This window comes from Winogradskyella alexanderae, assembly GCF_020166335.1.
Classification (GTDB): domain Bacteria; phylum Bacteroidota; class Bacteroidia; order Flavobacteriales; family Flavobacteriaceae; genus Winogradskyella; species Winogradskyella alexanderae.
On sequence record NZ_JAIUJR010000006.1, the window covers coordinates 110,700 to 128,226 of the forward strand.

Annotated in this window: 15 protein-coding genes; 10 read left to right on the forward strand and 5 right to left on the reverse strand. The window is 34.7% G+C overall.

From position 1 onward, the window contains the following. Positions 1 to 4 precede the first annotated feature (4 nt). The 4 genes from LBU54_RS10050 to LBU54_RS10065 form a co-directional block, all read right to left on the reverse strand. A complete protein-coding gene (locus LBU54_RS10050; RefSeq protein ID WP_224528923.1) occupies positions 5 to 2,506 on the reverse strand; it encodes a heavy metal translocating P-type ATPase in 2,502 nt (833 codons plus the stop codon). 4 nt (positions 2,507 to 2,510) lie between these two features. Next, the gene (locus tag LBU54_RS10055; protein ID WP_224528925.1) at positions 2,511 to 3,746 is read right to left on the reverse strand and encodes a TolC family protein; all 1,236 of its coding nucleotides are present in this window, start codon (positions 3,744 to 3,746) and stop codon (positions 2,511 to 2,513) included. Then, positions 3,743 to 7,444 carry an efflux RND transporter permease subunit gene (locus LBU54_RS10060; protein WP_224528928.1) on the reverse strand — a complete coding sequence of 1,234 codons (3,702 nt, stop codon included), beginning with the start codon at positions 7,442 to 7,444 and terminating at the stop codon, positions 3,743 to 3,745. Before LBU54_RS10060 ends, LBU54_RS10055 begins: the two co-directional genes overlap by 4 nt. 108 nt (positions 7,445 to 7,552) lie before the next feature. Further along, positions 7,553 to 7,966 carry an HYC_CC_PP family protein gene (locus tag LBU54_RS10065; protein WP_224528931.1) on the reverse strand — a complete coding sequence of 138 codons (414 nt, stop codon included), beginning with the start codon at positions 7,964 to 7,966 and terminating at the stop codon, positions 7,553 to 7,555. 659 nt (positions 7,967 to 8,625) lie between these two features. Here LBU54_RS10065 and LBU54_RS10070 point away from each other — a divergent pair. Genes LBU54_RS10070 through LBU54_RS10105 form a run of 8 tightly spaced genes read left to right on the forward strand, consistent with a single transcriptional unit; the run spans position 8,626 to position 15,767 of the window. Continuing rightward, positions 8,626 to 9,237, forward strand: coding sequence for a TetR/AcrR family transcriptional regulator (locus LBU54_RS10070; RefSeq protein WP_208152703.1), 612 nt, complete (start codon positions 8,626 to 8,628; stop codon positions 9,235 to 9,237). Between the two features lie 4 nt (positions 9,238 to 9,241). Beyond that, a complete protein-coding gene (locus LBU54_RS10075; RefSeq protein ID WP_224528934.1) occupies positions 9,242 to 10,501 on the forward strand; it encodes a TolC family protein in 1,260 nt (419 codons plus the stop codon). A gap of 7 nt (positions 10,502 to 10,508) precedes the next feature. Further along, a complete protein-coding gene (locus tag LBU54_RS10080) occupies positions 10,509 to 11,411 on the forward strand; it encodes an HlyD family secretion protein (protein ID WP_224528937.1) in 903 nt (300 codons plus the stop codon). A 17-nt stretch (positions 11,412 to 11,428) separates the two neighbouring features. Further along, positions 11,429 to 11,908, forward strand: coding sequence for a hypothetical protein (locus LBU54_RS10085; protein ID WP_224528941.1), 480 nt, complete (start codon positions 11,429 to 11,431; stop codon positions 11,906 to 11,908). A gap of 2 nt (positions 11,909 to 11,910) precedes the next feature. Continuing rightward, positions 11,911 to 12,813, forward strand: coding sequence for an ABC transporter ATP-binding protein (locus tag LBU54_RS10090; RefSeq protein ID WP_224528944.1), 903 nt, complete (start codon positions 11,911 to 11,913; stop codon positions 12,811 to 12,813). Next, positions 12,813 to 13,541, forward strand: coding sequence for an ABC transporter ATP-binding protein (locus LBU54_RS10095; RefSeq protein ID WP_224529205.1), 729 nt, complete (start codon positions 12,813 to 12,815; stop codon positions 13,539 to 13,541). The genes LBU54_RS10090 and LBU54_RS10095 overlap by 1 nt, the downstream gene beginning before the upstream one ends. Continuing rightward, complete coding sequence (locus LBU54_RS10100) at positions 13,538 to 14,644, forward strand: ABC transporter permease (protein ID WP_224528947.1); 1,107 nt, start codon at positions 13,538 to 13,540, stop codon at positions 14,642 to 14,644. The genes LBU54_RS10095 and LBU54_RS10100 overlap by 4 nt, the downstream gene beginning before the upstream one ends. Before the next feature lies 1 nt (position 14,645). Then, positions 14,646 to 15,767, forward strand: coding sequence for an ABC transporter permease (locus LBU54_RS10105; protein ID WP_224528950.1), 1,122 nt, complete (start codon positions 14,646 to 14,648; stop codon positions 15,765 to 15,767). Between the two features lie 103 nt (positions 15,768 to 15,870). On the opposite strand, the gene LBU54_RS10110 is transcribed toward LBU54_RS10105, so the two are convergent. After that, the gene (locus LBU54_RS10110) at positions 15,871 to 16,302 is read right to left on the reverse strand and encodes an RrF2 family transcriptional regulator (RefSeq protein WP_224528953.1); all 432 of its coding nucleotides are present in this window, start codon (positions 16,300 to 16,302) and stop codon (positions 15,871 to 15,873) included. 121 nt (positions 16,303 to 16,423) lie between these two features. Here LBU54_RS10110 and LBU54_RS10115 point away from each other — a divergent pair, with 121 nt between their 5' ends. Then, on the forward strand, positions 16,424 to 16,894 hold the full coding sequence (locus LBU54_RS10115; RefSeq protein WP_224528956.1) for a c-type cytochrome: 471 nt from the start codon (positions 16,424 to 16,426) through the stop codon (positions 16,892 to 16,894). A 30-nt stretch (positions 16,895 to 16,924) separates the two neighbouring features. Further along, positions 16,925 to 17,509 carry a fasciclin domain-containing protein gene (locus LBU54_RS10120; RefSeq protein WP_224528959.1) on the forward strand — a complete coding sequence of 195 codons (585 nt, stop codon included), beginning with the start codon at positions 16,925 to 16,927 and terminating at the stop codon, positions 17,507 to 17,509. Positions 17,510 to 17,527 lie beyond the last annotated feature (18 nt).

Consider the following 17,527-nt stretch of genomic DNA (forward strand, 5'->3'; position numbering starts at 1 on the left):
ATAATTAAATGTTTTTTGTTCTTAATCGTAATGCGTTACCTATTACCGAAACAGAGCTAAAACTCATTGCTAAAGCTGCTATCATTGGCGAGAGTAGTATTCCGAAGAATGGAAACAACACACCTGCTGCAATAGGTACACCTAAAGTGTTGTAGATAAGTGCAAAAAATAGGTTTTGCTTAATGTTCTTCATTACAGCATTACTTAAATTTTTTGCTTTTACAATACCGTGTAAATCGCCTTTTACTAAAGTTATCATAGCACTTTCTATCGCTACATCTGTTCCTGTTCCCATTGCAATACCTACATCACTTTTTGCCAATGCTGGTGCATCATTAATTCCATCACCTGCCATAGCAACTACTTTTCCGTTTTTTTGTAATTTCTCAACTTCTTTGAGTTTGTCCTCTGGTAACATACTGGCTTTAAAATCTGCCAGATTCAATTCTGATGCTACTGCTTGTGCTGTATCGTGATTATCGCCTGTAAGCATTATCACATCAATGCCTTTATCTTGAAGTGCTTTAATGGCTTTAGCACTTGTTTCTTTTATCTTATCTCCTATAACTACATACCCAACAACGGTTTCATCTATTGACAAATAAGAAACTGTTTTGCCTTGTTTTTGGTAAGATTTAGCTTCGTCTATCATTTTAGAAGTAATGTCCGCTTTAGCATATTCCATCATTTTAGGATTACCTAATGCTACTTTTTTATCTTTTATGGTCGCTTCAACACCTTTTCCTGTGACTGCACTAAAATCTTCGGACTTTAAAATTTCTGCGTTGTGTTCTGTGCCATATTTAACTGTCGCTTCTGCCAAAGGATGTTCGCTATTGGTATTTAATGACACGATGTACTGTAACACTTCTTTTTCGCTTAAAGCATCATTAAAAGCACCAACGGTTTCAACTGTTGGTTTTCCTTCGGTAATTGTTCCTGTCTTGTCAACGATAAGCGTATTTACCTTATCCATTTTTTCAAGAGCTTCAGCATTTTTAATCAATACACCATTTTGAGCACCTTTACCCACACCAACCATTACAGACATTGGCGTTGCCAAACCTAAAGCACAAGGACACGCAATGATTAGTACTGCAATTGCATTGACAAACGCATACACATAAACTGGTTCTGGTCCCCAAATAGACCATACAATAAATGTGATAATAGAAATAAGAACTACAACTGGCACAAAATAGCCTGAAACTTTATCTGCTAAATTTTGAATAGGTGCACGACTTCTGCTGGCATCATTAACCATATGAATGATTTGTGATAAAAGCGTGTCACTTCCTACTTTTTCAGCTTTCATTAAAAAGGTTTTATTCCCATTAATTGTTCCGCTACTTACTTTATCTTCTTGAGATTTGTTTACAGGAATAGGTTCTCCTGTAATCATAGATTCGTCAATGGTTGTTTCACCTTCGATTATCACACCATCAACAGGAATTTTATCGCCTGGTTTTACTTTGAGAATATCGTTGAGTTCTATCTCGTCAATGCTGACTTCAATTTCTTCACCATCTACTATTTTTATGGCTTTATTAGGTGCTAACTTTAATAACTCTTTTACTGCCGAATTGGTTTTACTATGCGCACGAGCTTCTAACAATTGACCTAAAAGCACCAATGTTAGAATTACCGTTGCTGCTTCAAAATAGACGTGAACTGCGCCTAATTCAGTTTTAAATTGTTCAGGAAATACATCTGGAAACAACATCCCAAATACACTAAATAACCAAGCCACACCTGCACCAATTCCAATGAGTGTAAACATATTGAGATTCCACGTTTTTATGCTTCTATAAGCACGCTCAAAGAACATCCACGTAGCGTAAAAGACAACTGGAATGGATAATGCAAATTGAATCCAGTTCCAATTTTTCTGTTCCATTATATCATACAATGGATTGTTATTAAGCATTTCGCTCATAGCAATTAAGAAAATGGGTAATGTGAATACAGATGCTATCCAAAATTTCTTTAATAGCTTCTTATATGTTTTTTCTTCTGCTGAACTATCTGCTTCCATTGGCACTAAATCCATCCCACAAATAGGACACGAACCTGCTTCGTCTTTGACAATTTCTGGATGCATAGGACACGTCCATTGTTCCTTTGAAGTTGCTGATAGATTTTGTTCTTCCACCAAATCCATTCCGCAAACAGGACAATCGCCTGGTTCATCATAAGTTTTATCGCCTTCGCAATGCATAGGACAATAAAATGTGCCTGTACCTTTTCCTTTGGGTTGCTCTTTCTTTTTATCATTTGAATGTTGATGCTGTTCACCTTGTTTATGAATACTGTATCTATCACCATCCTTTTTTAAGGCTTCTTGAAACTTTTCTATAGGAATATGCGATTCCATTTCGATGATAGCTTCTGCCTTATCTAAATCGACTGTTGCTTTTAAAACACTTTCTATTTTAGAGAGCGTTTCTTCAACGTGACTGCGACAACCGTTGCAGGTCATTCCGTGTATGTGATATGTGTGTGTCATTGTTTTACTGAATTAAATAATTAATGATTGTACTTTGCGCATAGTAGGTCTTCACAGATTCTATTTGGTTCATTTGAAACTTTAGCTGCAACTCTTGAATATCCAAAACATCATTAAAATCAATCGTTCCTGTTTCATAGCTTTTGATTAAAATGTCTTCTGCATCTTTGGCTTGCTGTAGGTTTTTGGTTTGGGTAGCATAACTTATTCTTGCAGAAATGCGTTCGTTATTCGCTTTGTCTAAAAGCGTTTCCAATGCATTTAAACGTTCCTGTTTTTGAGCAGTAATTTCCTGCTGTTGCAAATCATTTTGTTTGGTTTGGGATTTATATTTCTTATTGAAAATTGGGATAGATACCGAAACCATTGGCATTACAATATCCTTTCCGTTATCGCTGAAATCCATATTTGGTCTTTCAGCAACATTGATATAATCTAATCCAAAACCAATCATTGGACTGCTTTCTTTTTGATTCAATAATTCTGATTGCTCTATGGATTGATAGAGTTTATCATATTTAAGTAATTCAGGATGTAATGCTAAATTTTCAGAAGTAATATCAAAGTCTTCAGAAGGTATCATTAAACTATCTACCACATTCACGGTAACATCATTATCTCTATTCAATAGATTATTGAAGTTAGTTTGTTCTGCCAAAAACTGTTGTTGCAATACATCTTTTAATTGTTGCATTTCGTTTTGACGCATTTGCAATCGCAACACATCTACTGCGGATGCTTTACCAACCTCAACAGAAGTTAATGCCAACGTCTCATAAGTTTCTAATAGTTTGATGTTTTCAGTTAAAACCTCTTGCTTTGCTTTGTTGGCGTATAGATTATAATAGGATTGTGATACCGAAGCCATTAGTTTTCGCTTTGCGATAACGATGTCCTCGTATTTAGCATCTGCTAATGAACTCACATAATTTTCTCTCGATGTAATGGTTCCAAACCACGGTAACATTTGTTTAGCAGAGACCTTAAAGCGTTGTGCACCTGTTCGTGTTTCTGGCTCACTCACAAAATAACCAACACCAAATTCGGTATTAGGAATGGTGTTGACCTCGTTTACCTTTTCGGAAGCTCTTTTGTATTGTAACTCAAACTTTTGAATTTCTGGATTGTTTGTTAAGGCTTCATCGATAAGTATTTCTAATTGTTGAGCGTTCGCAAAAAGACTCAAGAAACAAGAGCCAAGAGCCAAGACGATTTTTATTTGTATTGATTTATATTTCATTTTGATGTTCTTTTAAGTTGAACTTCTGCTTTCCAGCTATACAATACTGGTACAACAAACAAAGTGATTAAGGCTATAAGCATTCCACCAAAACTTGGTATTGCCATAGGTATCATTATATCGCTTCCTCGACCTGTAGAGGTTAATACTGGTAATAATGCTAATATGGTTGTAGCTGTTGTCATTAAACACGGTCTGATACGTTTTTCACCTGCTTCAACAACGGATGCTCTAATTTCCTTTTTATTATCTGGTGTATTTCTATCGAATGTTTGGGTTAAATAAGTTGCCATTACTACACCATCATCTGTTGCAATACCGAAGAGCGCAATAAATCCAACCCAAACTGCTACACTTAAATTGATTGGGTGCATCTGGAATAAATCGCGTAGGTTTTCACCAAAGAAATTAAAGTTTAAAAACCAACCTTGACCATAGAGCCAAATCATTATAAAACCACCTGCAAACGCTACTGCGATACCTGTGAATACCATTAAGGACGTACCAACCGAACGGAACTGGAAATACAGAATTAAGAAAATGATTGCCAATGCTAACGGTACAACAACCGACAAGGTTTTTTCTGCTCTTAATTGATTTTCATACGTTCCTGTAAATGCATAGTTGATTCCTTTTGGTACAATTAACTCACCAGAATCTATCTTTTCTTGAATCAATGCTTGTGCATTTTCAACAACGCTTACTTCTGCAAAGCCATCTAATTTATCAAACAAGACATAACCTACCAAAAAGGTGTCTTCACTTTTAATTACTTGCGGACCTTGTTCGTATCTTATAGTTGCCAATTCGCTTAATGGCACAGGACTTCCTTTTTCTACTGGCACATAAATCTGTTGTAAATCGGTTGGGTTTGCTCTTAATTCTCTTGGGTATCGTACTCGAACACCATAGCGTTCTCGACCTTCAACCGTTTGGGTTAAGACCATACCACCAACTGCAACTTTAAGTACATCTTGTACATCTTGTATTGAAATACCATAACGTACAATTTTTTCTCTATCAATATCAATTAACAAATAGGGTTTCCCTACGATACGGTCTGCAAAAACAGCTTCTTTTTTAACACCTTCAGCTTCCTTGATGATGTTTTCTAATTGCACACCAAACGCTTCAATCTGCTTTAAGTCTTGACCTTTTACTTTAATTCCCATAGGTGCTCTCATTCCTGTTTGAAGCATTACCAATCGGGTTTCAATAGGTTGTAGCTTTGGTGCAGAGGTTACGCCTGGCAATTTGGTAACTTTTACAATTTCATTCCAAATATCGTCCGGTGACTGTATTTCTGGTCGCCAATTACGGTAGAACTCGCCATCATCGTCTGGAATGAGTTGTTCTTTTGCTTTAAGAGATTGCCACGCTTCACGCTGTTCCGCTCGCAATGACATTCCGTTTTTTAACACATATTCACCATCATCATTGACTTTATAGCGTTGGCGTACTCCGTTTTCATTCAGCATATACTCTGGTTTGTACTGAATGATATTTTCATACATTGAAAGTGGTGCTGGGTCTAACGCTGATTCTGTTCTACCTGCTTTACCAACTACGGTTTCAATCTCTGGAATACTGGCTACTGCCATATCCAATTGCTGTAAAACACGTTTGTTTTCTTCTACGCCAGAATGAGGCATCGAAGTTGGCATTAGTAGAAATGAGCCTTCATTTAATGAGGGCATAAACTCTTTACCTGTGTTTTTCATAATGAAAAAACCTGCAATCACAATTGCTGTTGGGACAGACAAAAAGAGTAACTTATTATCTAAACACCACCTTAAAATGCGTGTGTAATATTTGATGAATAATGAGAAAACACCTAATAAACCAAAGCAAATAACACTCACAAAAATGAGATTCCAAAAAATGCTTTTATCAACGCCTAATGGTCTCCAATATTCGGCTAACAAGAATACAATAGCTGATACCGAAATAATGATATTGATAATATTAGCTTGCTTGTCTGTTATCTTACTTTGAAGATTGAGAAATGCTGTAATCCCAAACGCTATCAAAATCAATCCTAACCAATATCCATAGACTATGGCTACGATTCCCAATGCTATTAAAACACCATTTAAAACATATTTAAAAGTGTTTTTGATGTTTTTCTTTCTGAATAAAAATGCAGCAAACGGTGGAATTAAAAACAACGCTACGATTATAGAAGCTGTTAGTGCAAAAGTTTTTGTGAAGGCTAATGGTCTGAATAGTTTTCCTTCCGCTCCAATCATTGTAAATACAGGAATGAAACTGATAATAGTTGTCATAACTGCGGTTACGATTGCGCCAGACACTTCAGCTGTTGCTTTATAAACTACCGTATTAATGGGTTGAGTTCCATCATCTTCATCTAAATGCCGAATGATGTTTTCTGATAGTATAACACCAACATCGACCATTGTTCCGATAGCAATTGCAATACCAGATAATGCGACAATATTAGCATCGACGCCAAAGAGTTTCATCGCAATAAATACCATTAAGACTGCAACTGGTAATAATCCTGAAATCAAGACAGAAGCTCGAAGATTAAACACCATAATGATTATAACCAAAATGGTAATCAATATTTCAAGAGTTAAGGCTTCATTGAGTGTACCTAAAGTTTCTTGTATCAATTCTGTTCTGTCATAAAAAGGCACTATGGTTACTTGTGAGATTCTACCATCCGCTAATACTTTCGAAGGTAAACCTGCGCTTAACTCGTTAATTTTCTCATTTACATTATTGATGACTTCCATTGGGTTTGCGCCATAACGAGCCACCACAACAGCACCAACAATCTCTGCGCCTTCTTTATCTAATAATCCACGTCTTGTTGCAGGACCTAATGAAACTTTACCAATATCTTTTATCCTAATTGAAGTATAATCTTCTGAAGTGACTACTGCATTTTCGATGTCTGAAATGGATTTTACATACCCCAAACCACGAACTAAATATTCGGCTTGGTTAATTTCCAAAGTTTGTGCGCCAATATCCTTATTACTTTCCTTAACTGCTTTTACAACGTGATGTAATCCAATATTATACTGACGCATTAGTTCTGGATTCACGTCCACTTGATATTCTTGAACATAACCACCAATAGAAGCGACCTCTGAAACACCACTTGCAGAGGACAACGCATACTTTACATAGTAATCCTGAATACTGCGTAACTCTTGCAAATCCCAACCACCAGTTACATTTCCGTTTTCGTCACGACCTTCTAAAGTGTACCAAAATATTTGTCCTAATCCTGTGGCATCGGGACCCAATGCAGGATTAACACCTTCGGGTAATAAACCACTTGGTAAGGAATTAAGTTTTTCGAGAATACGACTTCTACTCCAGTAAAATTCGATGTCTTCTTCAAAAATGATATAGATACTTGAAAAGCCGAACATAGAAGAACTACGAATGGTTTTTACTCCCGGAATACCGAGTAAAGATGTTGTAAGTGGATAGGTGATTTGGTCTTCTATATCTTGTGGTGAGCGACCATCCCATTTAGTAAAAACGATTTGTTGGTTTTCACCTATATCTGGAATGGCATCTATAGCAACTGGATTACTTGGTAAGAAACCTGTATCCCAATTAAAAGGTGCATTAACCGTTCCCCATCCTACAAAAAGGACTAGTAGCAGAACTGCAACGAGTTTATTTTCTATTAAAAATTTGATGCTTTTATTGAGCATTGGCTTTGATTATTAAACAGTTAGACGTTGGCGCTAGGAAAACACCGAATACAGCAAATTATCCTTACGACATAAAGCCATAGGATAAAACAGTCTATTGTTTAAAAATCAAATTAAATAAGTCTCGTCAATCTTGTAGAGCTGCCTTATGACGAGTGGCGGTTTGTATTCTTCGTAAGAAGATACATTATTGTCTAAACCTTCAAAAAGGTTGATATATGTGTAAACAAATGAAGCAATGAATACTTGTTGCTCAAATGAGATTTTGTCAACTTGCAATTGTAATTCGTCTTGACCTTCAATTGCTAATTGTTCATCATCACAACAATTTTTCTTGTTAATAGAACATCCTTCGGTTGAAGGCTTTTCCATTTCCATTCCGCACCCTTTGGCCTTATGAAAAATAGCTGTTTCTACTAACGTATCTCCGCAATAATGCATATTCACAGTAAATGACATTGTAGAGAATAACACTACAAAAGCCATTACTAAAGACATTATTTTATGGAAAAATTGCTTCATATAGGTTACTAAGTTACGAAATTTTGAAATGATAACCTTTAATTAACAACAGTTTAAGTATTCCTCAAAAGCATTTATAGGTAAAAAACACCAATTTAATTAAAAAATCATCATTTTATTGTATTCAAAGACAAAAAAACCTCCAACTGAAAAAGGTTGAAGGTTCGACTTGTAGAGCGTACAGAAAAAATATCGAACCTTTTAATACTAGAAATCAATAAATTTAATCAGTTAAATGAACTTTAAACAAAAGATATCATTGACTTTTAGACACAAAAGGAACTTTTTATTTTTTATAGGCTTTCTAATATTTACCATTCTTCTTTTTATGAATAAACTCATTTTCGACTCAGTTAGAATTGATGAATTTATTGACAATTCATTTATGCTTCTTTAACTTTTTTAAAATATTCCAAACCTTAATTCTTATAAATATAAATTCGATATAATTTCTCAAATAAAGACTACCTATTAATATGAATAAGATTCAATACTAATACCTCTATTTCATTTGTTTATACTAAACACCATTATTTCTTGTAGTTGCATATTACCACATTTTTGTAAATCATTGGTATATTTTTAAAAACTCAAACAATTGTTATTAAATATTTTTTAGTAATTTTGTTAACCATATGGTTAAACTAAAAGGTTAATTTATGACAAAACATAAAGACAATAAAACAGAAGAACAAATATTAAAAGCAGCACAAAAAGTATTTCAAGCTAAAGGAATGGATGGTGCACGAATGCAAGAAATTGCAGATAAAGCAAGCATCAACAAGGCAATGTTACATTATTATTACAGAAGTAAGCAACTCTTGTTCGAGGCTGTATTTAAAAAAGCTTTCGCTTTATTAGCACCTCAACTAAACGCCATTCTTAATGATGATTCTTCATTAGAGAATAAAATCAAAAACTTCACTTACAACTATATTAGTTTTATAATAAAGCATCCTTATTTACCAAACTTCGTTATTCAGGAGCTTAATAGAAATCCAAACTTCATCGAAAAAATAAAGATGAATGTTACCTTTCCAAACATTGATAAATTTAAGCTACAAGTACAAAATGAAGTTAATGCTGGTAACATAAATCCTATAAGTGCGGAACAGTTGCTTATAAATATCCTAGCCTTAAATATTTTCCCTTTTGTTGCTTCACCTTTGATTAAAGCGTTTACGAATGTCGATGACAAAACATTCAAAACATTGTTGGAAGCTCGAAAAAAAGAAGTATCAGATTTCATCATTAATGCCATAAAAAAATAAACCTATGAAAACTATATATCTATTAGGACTATTCTTTTTAACAACGATTTTTGGTTACAGCCAAAGCAATATCAGTTTGAATGAATGTTATGAAAGTTTGAAAACAAATTACCCTCTTGCTAAACAACGTGCCATCCTAGAGCAACAAAAGGAGGTTGAGCTTTCGGCTATAAAAGCGAAGACATTACCACAGCTTAATCTTAATGCCCAGGCGACCTATCAGAGTGATGTTACTGAGGTTCCAGTACCCAGTATAGATATTGAATCTCTGAACAACGATCAATACCGTGCCACACTCACAGCTAATCAGCTGATTTTCAACGGAGGAAAAATTAAAGCATCGCAAGGTTTACAAAATATAATTTCTAACAGAAAACAACAAGAGGTCGAAGTCAATCTGTACCAATTAAAACAACGTGTTAATCAACTGTATTTTTCAATTCTTCTGATTGATGACCAAACTAAATTGTTGAATGTAAGAGAACAACAATTGAATAGTAAATTAAAGGAAGTGAAATCCGGAATAGAAAATGGTGTATTATTACCTACATCAGATAAAGTCATTGAAGCTGAATTGTTGAAAATTTTACAGCAAACGAAAGAAGCGACCAACAATAAGTCAAAGTTGATTGCATCGTTATCTTCATTAATAGGAGTTTCTATTCCTATTGAAACAGAATTTCATAAACCTTTGCTCTCAATAGTTGAAAGTTCAGATTTGAACAGACCGGAATTAGGCTTGTTCAACTTGCAGAAACAAGAGATAGGACAACAACAAAATATACTATCCAAATCATTGGTTCCCGAACTTAAAGGATTTGCAACTGGTGGTTATGGTAATCCAGGATTGAATATGTTGGAAAATGAGTTTACATCTTACTACATGGTTGGTTTAAATCTAAACTGGAACGTGTTCGACTGGAATGCTAATAAGAAACAGCTGCAAGCATTGGATTATTCAAAAGAATTGATTAGCAATCAAGAAGAAGTTTTTAGACTGAACATCAACACCGCTTTAAATGAACAACAAAAAGAAATTGAAACTCTTGAAAGCACTATTAATATTGACCAGCAGCTAATTTCTTTGCAACAAGAAGTAGTTAATACTTCCGCATCTCAATTGAAGAATGGTGTTATCACGACCTCTGAATACATTACAGAACTTACCAAACTTTACGAAACTGAAAATTTTTTCAATCAACATAGAACCCAATTGGAATTAGCCAAAGCCAATTACAATACCCTTAAAGGCGATATTAAATAGAAAAACGATGAAAAACATAAAGACAATACTAATTACACTAACTGCTATAACTGTATTAATAGCCTGTAGCAATAACGGAGATAAAGCAGATGGCTATGGAAATTTTGAAGCTACAGAAATAACTGTATCTGCTGAAAACACTGGCAAACTAATGACCTTTACTATTGATGAAGGCTCTGTTATAGAATACAATGAACTTATTGGTCATATAGATACGATTCCTCTTCACTTAAAAAAAGAGCAACTTTTCGTACAAAAAGATGTGATTAAAGCAAAGTCCAAAGGTGTTTTGTCTCAGATAAATGTATTACAAGCCAAATTAAAGACCGCCAACACCAATAAAACAAGAATTGAAAATTTAATTAAAGACAATGCTGGAACACAAAAGCAGTTGGATGATATTGACGGTGAAATAGCAGTTTTAAAAAACAGTATTCGCAGTGTTGAAATTCAGAACGCACCAGTGGTAAACGAACTTAAAAACATAGATGTACAGCTTCAACAAGTCAATGACCAAATAACAAAGAGTAGAATACAAAATCCAATAAATGGCACTGTATTGTCAAAATACGTTGAACCCGGTGAAATTGTATCCTTTGGAAAACCACTCTATAAAATTGCTGATTTATCGACTATGGAACTACGGGTTTATGTCAGCGAAACCCAATTGGCCAAATTAAAGATAGGTGAAGCCGTAACCGTCAAAATCGATGACCAAGATGCAATGAAAACGTATGACGGCAAAATTAGCTGGATAGCTTCGGAAGCGGAGTTTACCCCTAAAATCATTCAAACCAAAGAAGAACGAGTTGCCCTGGTCTATGCGGTGAAAGTGCAGGTAAAAAACGATGGCAGTTTAAAAATTGGAATGCCAGCTGAAATGTGGTTAAACACAGAATCAAATCAATAAATATTAAACTTGAAATTATGAATAAAACAATAATCGCACTCATTGTAGTATCACTACTTTTTACAGGTTGTAAAGACCAACCCAAAGAAAGTAATGCAACAAAGAAAAATGAAACAGAACACACAGAACAGCATGCTGAAAGCAACGCAGTTGGTAATGACTGGATGCAAGAAATAAAAATGAATAATGGGGCTAAATGGACTGCGAATCCTGAAACAAATGAAGGTGTAGTTAGAATGCAATCCGTTTTAACAACAAGTAACCCAAAAGAATTGAATGATTATCACACCATCGTCAATGCACTTAACAAAGAGAAAAACTATGTCATTAAAGAGTGTACTATGAAAGGGCCTTCACACGATAATTTACACGTATGGCTGCTTCCGTTAATAGAAAAAATTGATGCTTTAAAAGAAGCTAACACCTTGGCTGAAGCACAACATATTTATAAGAGCATTGAGCAAAACGTAAATGCTTATGACGATTATTTTGAATAATTATGGGCATCACAATATCCAACATATCAAAATCTTATGGTGAAATAAACGCATTATCAGATATTTCTTTTGATGTAAAACCTGGTGAGCTTTTTGGACTAATAGGTCCCGATGGTGCAGGAAAAACCACCTTGTTCCGAATACTTACCACGCTGTTGATAGCAGATAATGGGCAAGCTACCGTAGCAGGTTATGATGTGCTTAACGATTATAAATCCATTAGAAATAGTGTTGGGTATATGCCTGGGCGTTTTTCACTTTATCAAGATTTGACCGTAGAGGAAAATTTGAATTTTTTCGCTACAATTTTTGGTACGACCATAGAAGAGAACTATGATTTGGTAAAAGACATCTATGTACAAATAGAACCTTTTAAAAATCGTAGAGCAGGCAAACTATCAGGTGGTATGAAACAAAAGCTTGCCTTAAGCTGTGCGTTGATACACAAGCCGAAAGTCCTTTTTCTGGATGAGCCTACTACTGGAGTGGACCCCGTATCGAGAAAGGAATTTTGGGAAATGCTCAAACGGTTACAGAAAAAAGGAATAACCATTTTAGTATCAACACCGTATATGGATGAAGCTGCCTTATGTGATCGCATCGCATTAATTCAAAATGGTAACATCCTTGAAATAGATACGCCAAACGCAATTGTTAGCCACTTTCCAAAACCGTTATACAACATCAGTGCCCACAATATGTACAACCTCATTGAGAGTTTAACTAATTACGAGCACACCTACAGTATTTTTCCTTTTGGGGAGTTCGTACACTATACCGACAAGCGTGACCCTATAGATAAGGCAAGTTTGAAAACCTATCTGGAATTTCAAGGTCTTACAGATATTAAAATTGAAAAAACCCAACCTACCATAGAGGACACTTTTATGGAATTAGCCAAATGATGAAAGATAATAACGTTATACAAGTAGAAAATCTATCCAAGTTATTTGGAGACTTTGCAGCGGTAAACCAAATAAGTTTTCAGGTAAAGGCAGGGGAAATATTTGGCTTTTTGGGAGCAAATGGTGCTGGTAAAACCACAGCGATGAAAATGCTCATCGGGATTTCTTCCCCTACTTCGGGGAAGGCGACGGTTGCCGGTTTTGATGTTTATAAGGAAACTGAATCTATCAAAAAAAATATTGGGTATATGAGTCAAAAATTTGCCTTGTATGATGACTTGACAGTAAAAGAGAACATCACATTTTTTGGTGGTATTTACGGATTGTCCAAAAAACAAATAGACCAAAAACGATGCGAACTGGTTGAGGAATTGGGGCTTCAAGAAGTTACGAAGAGTCTTGTGGCTTCACTGCCCTTGGGCTGGAAACAGAAGTTAGCGTTTTCAGTTTCTCTATTGCACGAGCCTAAAATCGTTTTTTTAGATGAGCCTACTGGTGGTGTAGACCCTATTACCAGACGTCAATTTTGGGAAATGATTTATAAAGCTGCCCATAATGGGACTACCATTTTTGTAACTACACATTATATGGACGAAGCAGAATATTGCGACCGTGTTTCCATAATGGTGAATGGGAAAATTGAAGCTTTGGACACCCCAAAAAAGCTAAAAGAGCATTATAAAACAGACACAATGAACGATGTGTTTTTAAAACTCGCCAGAGGATGAAACGATTTGTAGGTTTTGTAAGAAAAGAGTTTTATCACATATTCCGTGATAAACGTTCCCTATTTATATTATTCGGAATGCCCATAGCCCAAATATTGTTGTTTGGTTTCGCCATTACCAATGAAATTAACAACGTGGATATAGGCATTTTAGACCAGGCCAATGATGTTACTTCCAAAGAAATCATCAATAAAATATCTGCTTCAAAGCATTTCAGTATTGTAGATATCATACATCAGGAGTCATCCATAGAATCCATATTCAAAAAAGGCAAAGTAAAAGCGGTACTTCAATTTGAAAACAACTTTGGAAATAATCTCATTAAAGAAAAACAGGCAAATGTACAAGTACTTACCGATGCTACAGACCCTAATATGGCCAGTACCATAAGTAATTACATTTCGTCAATACTTAAAAAGTATCAACAAGAATTAAACGAAAATATTTCTATTGATTACCAGATTATGCCGCAAAGCAGGATGGTTTATAATGCCGAATTGAAAAGTGTTTATATGTTTGTTCCAGGGATTATGACTGTTATTCTGATGTTGGTTTCAGCAATGATGACTTCTATTTCAATCACCCGTGAAAAAGAACAAGGTACAATGGAAATTTTATTGGTTTCCCCTTTAAAACCATTTCAGGTAATTATAGGTAAAGTGTTTCCATACATTTTCCTATCTGTTATCAATGCCGTAGTCATCGTCTTGTTGAGCATTTTTGTATTTAATGTGCCTGTTAATGGCAGCTTATTCTTATTAGGGATTGAAAGTGTCCTGTTTATCATCACATCACTTGCTTTGGGTATTTTAATTTCTACCATATCGGCAACACAGCAAACAGCTATGATGATTTCCCTTATGGGCTTAATGTTACCCACCATATTACTATCCGGGTTTATTTTCCCTATTAGCAGTATGCCATTACCGCTTCAGGTTATTAGCAACATCATACCCGCAAAATGGTTTATAATCATTGTAAAAGGCATAATGTTAAAAGGTATTGGAATTGGTTTTGTTTTAAAGGAAACCTTTATTCTTCTTTTGATGACCTTAGTGTTCATTGGTGTAAGTGTGAAGAAATATAAAATTAGACTGGAGTAAGATGAAAATAATACTATACATCATAAAAAAGGAGTTTAAGCAAATCTTTAGAAATAAAGGAATGCTACCCATCATATTTATTTTACCTGTGCTACAATTGGTCATTTTATCCAATGCGGCTACCTACGAAATAAAAAATATACAATTTGGATATGTCGATACCGATAACAGTAGCATCTCCAGAGGGTTGATAGAACAATTTGAATCTTCGACTTATTTCAATGTTTCAGAAAAGTTTCCCTCTGAAAAGGAGGCTTCCCAAGCAATGCAGGAAGGTACGATTGATGCGTATTTAAATATACCTACCCATTTTGAACGGGATTTACAAAAAGACAAAACAAAAGATATAGGCGTATTTATTGATGCCATTGATGGTTCGGCAGCGGGAGTTATCAATGTTTATATAACCCAAATTATACAGAACTACAACAAAAGTATTGTAGCGGATTTGATACAGGTTTCAGATGCTGTACAAAAACCGAAAAATATAGATAGCATTCCCCTATTTTGGTACAACCAGACTTTAAACTACAAAACGTTTATGGTGCCTGGGATTTTGGTTTTGCTTGTAACAATGATTACCCTGTTCTTATCAGGAATGAACATTGTTAGAGAAAAAGAAATTGGTACGCTAGAACAGATAAATGTTACACCCATAAAAAAACATCATTTTATAATTGGGAAGTTATTCCCATTTTGGGTATTGGGCTTAGGATTATTGACCATTGGTTTAATTCTGGCTAAAGTTATTTTTAATGTACCTATGATAGGAAACCTAGGACTTCTTTATGTTTATACCGCCGTTTACATATTAGTGATTTTGGGAATTGGATTGTTCATCTCAAACTTCACCGACACACAACAGCAAGCAATGTTTATTGCTTGGTTTTTTGTAGTAATATTCATATTGATGAGTGGATTGTTCACACCTATTGAAAGTATGCCAAAATGGGCACAAAAACTCACTGAATTTAATCCAGTTAAGTACTTTGTGGAAATCATACGAATGGTCATGCTCAAAGGTTCTAGCTTTAACGATGTTTTCCCTTTGGCCATAAAAACATTAGTATATGCTATAGTTATGAATGGCTTGGCTGTCTGGAGTTACAAAAAAACACTATAATATTAAAAATGTGAAAAAGCATATCTAAAACAAATTCAACTCATTTATGTTTTTTCAGATATCTAAATTTTAATAATGAGAACTTAACTGTTAAAACAAATGATTATAATGGTAGTATAGACTCCCCTCTCATAATATGTTGTCTTAAATCCTTTAGAGTTGTCATTTTCAACCTTTCGTTAATCTTGTTTTTCTCATCAAAAACCAAATGATGCAACGAACATGGATTATCACTATTACATTTTTCCAAACTTAATAAACAAGAATTAAACCTCTCTTCACCATCAACCGCTTCTATGATTTGCATAACTTTTGTTTGCAACTGATCACTGGTTAGATAAAATCCTCCTTTGGGGCCTTTAGTTGAAGATATAATATCTTTTTTGGAAAGAGCTTGCAAAATCTTAGCAATATAGTGCTTAGGCACATTAATAGGTTCAGCAATATCTTTAATCATTATTTTTTGCTCTTCTGAAGAATGTACTGCTAAATACAAAACCGCTTTTATAGCGTACTTAGTTGAATTTGAAAACATAATCTTTAGACTTGTTAATATTGAACAAAAGTAAAAAAGATATTTTTATCTTAAATATGATTTTTATCATATTTTACTAACAAGCCCCATATTATATTTGCATCATATTAAATCAATAAAAATGAAACAAACACTAAAACTCATTGCACTTATTATTTCATTCACCCTATTTAATTGTGGTGGAAGTGAAAAGAAAGAAGAAGTTTCTTATGGTAAAAAAACACCTGAAGTTAAAGTAAAGGCCTCTGAACGTGTAGACCTGAAGAACAAAGGAGTTGGTCCTGTAACATCGGTTGACCTTGCACTTGTTGTAGACCAAGACATGGCTACACACGGTAAGGAGATATACGAAAAAATGTGTACCGCTTGCCATAAAGCAGAAAAAAAATTCATTGGCCCAGCACCAAAAGGCATTTTAGAACGTCGTTCGCCAGAATGGGTAATGAATATGATTCTAGCACCAGAGAAAATGGTAAAAGAAGATCCATTAGCGAAGGACTTATTAATGGAATTTAATGGCTCTCCTATGGCCAATCAAAACTTAACAAAAGAGGAAGCGAGAGCTGTTCTTGAATATTTTAGAACACTCTAAATTTCAATAATAACACTAAACAAAAAACCAATGAAAACACTAATCAAATCATTAATATTGTTTGTGCTTTTTGGATGTTTCGTAGCTTGCAATAATGCTACAAAATCATCTGAAAACGCAACAAATGACACTACTACTGATGAAACTTCAACTAAAAAAACAGGACAAGCTTTCATTAAAGATGAAGGAGGTACACCTAACGCATTACAGTTAGCGATTCAGTCAGAAGATCACTCAACATTAGTTGCTGCTGTGCAAGCTGCAGGTGTCGAAAACGCATTGGTAAATGTTGGCCCATTAACAGTATTTGCACCAAATAATGCTGCATTTGCAAAAATTGATGAAGCGACTCTAAATAGCCTTTTAGAACCAGAAAACAAAAGTAAACTCGCTTTTATTTTAACACATCATGTTGCGCCTGCCAACTACCCAGTTGATATGCTAAAAAAGAATGCGCAAAAAGGGCGTAAACTTTATATGGCTTCAGGTAAATACGTGGAAGTTACTGAGAAAGATGGTGACCTCTTTGTAGATGGAGTTAAGATATTAGGTACTGTTAATGTAAGTAACGGTTGGGTGCACGTCACTGAGGATGTCATCTTACCAAGAGAATAAATAAATCAACTAATTAAA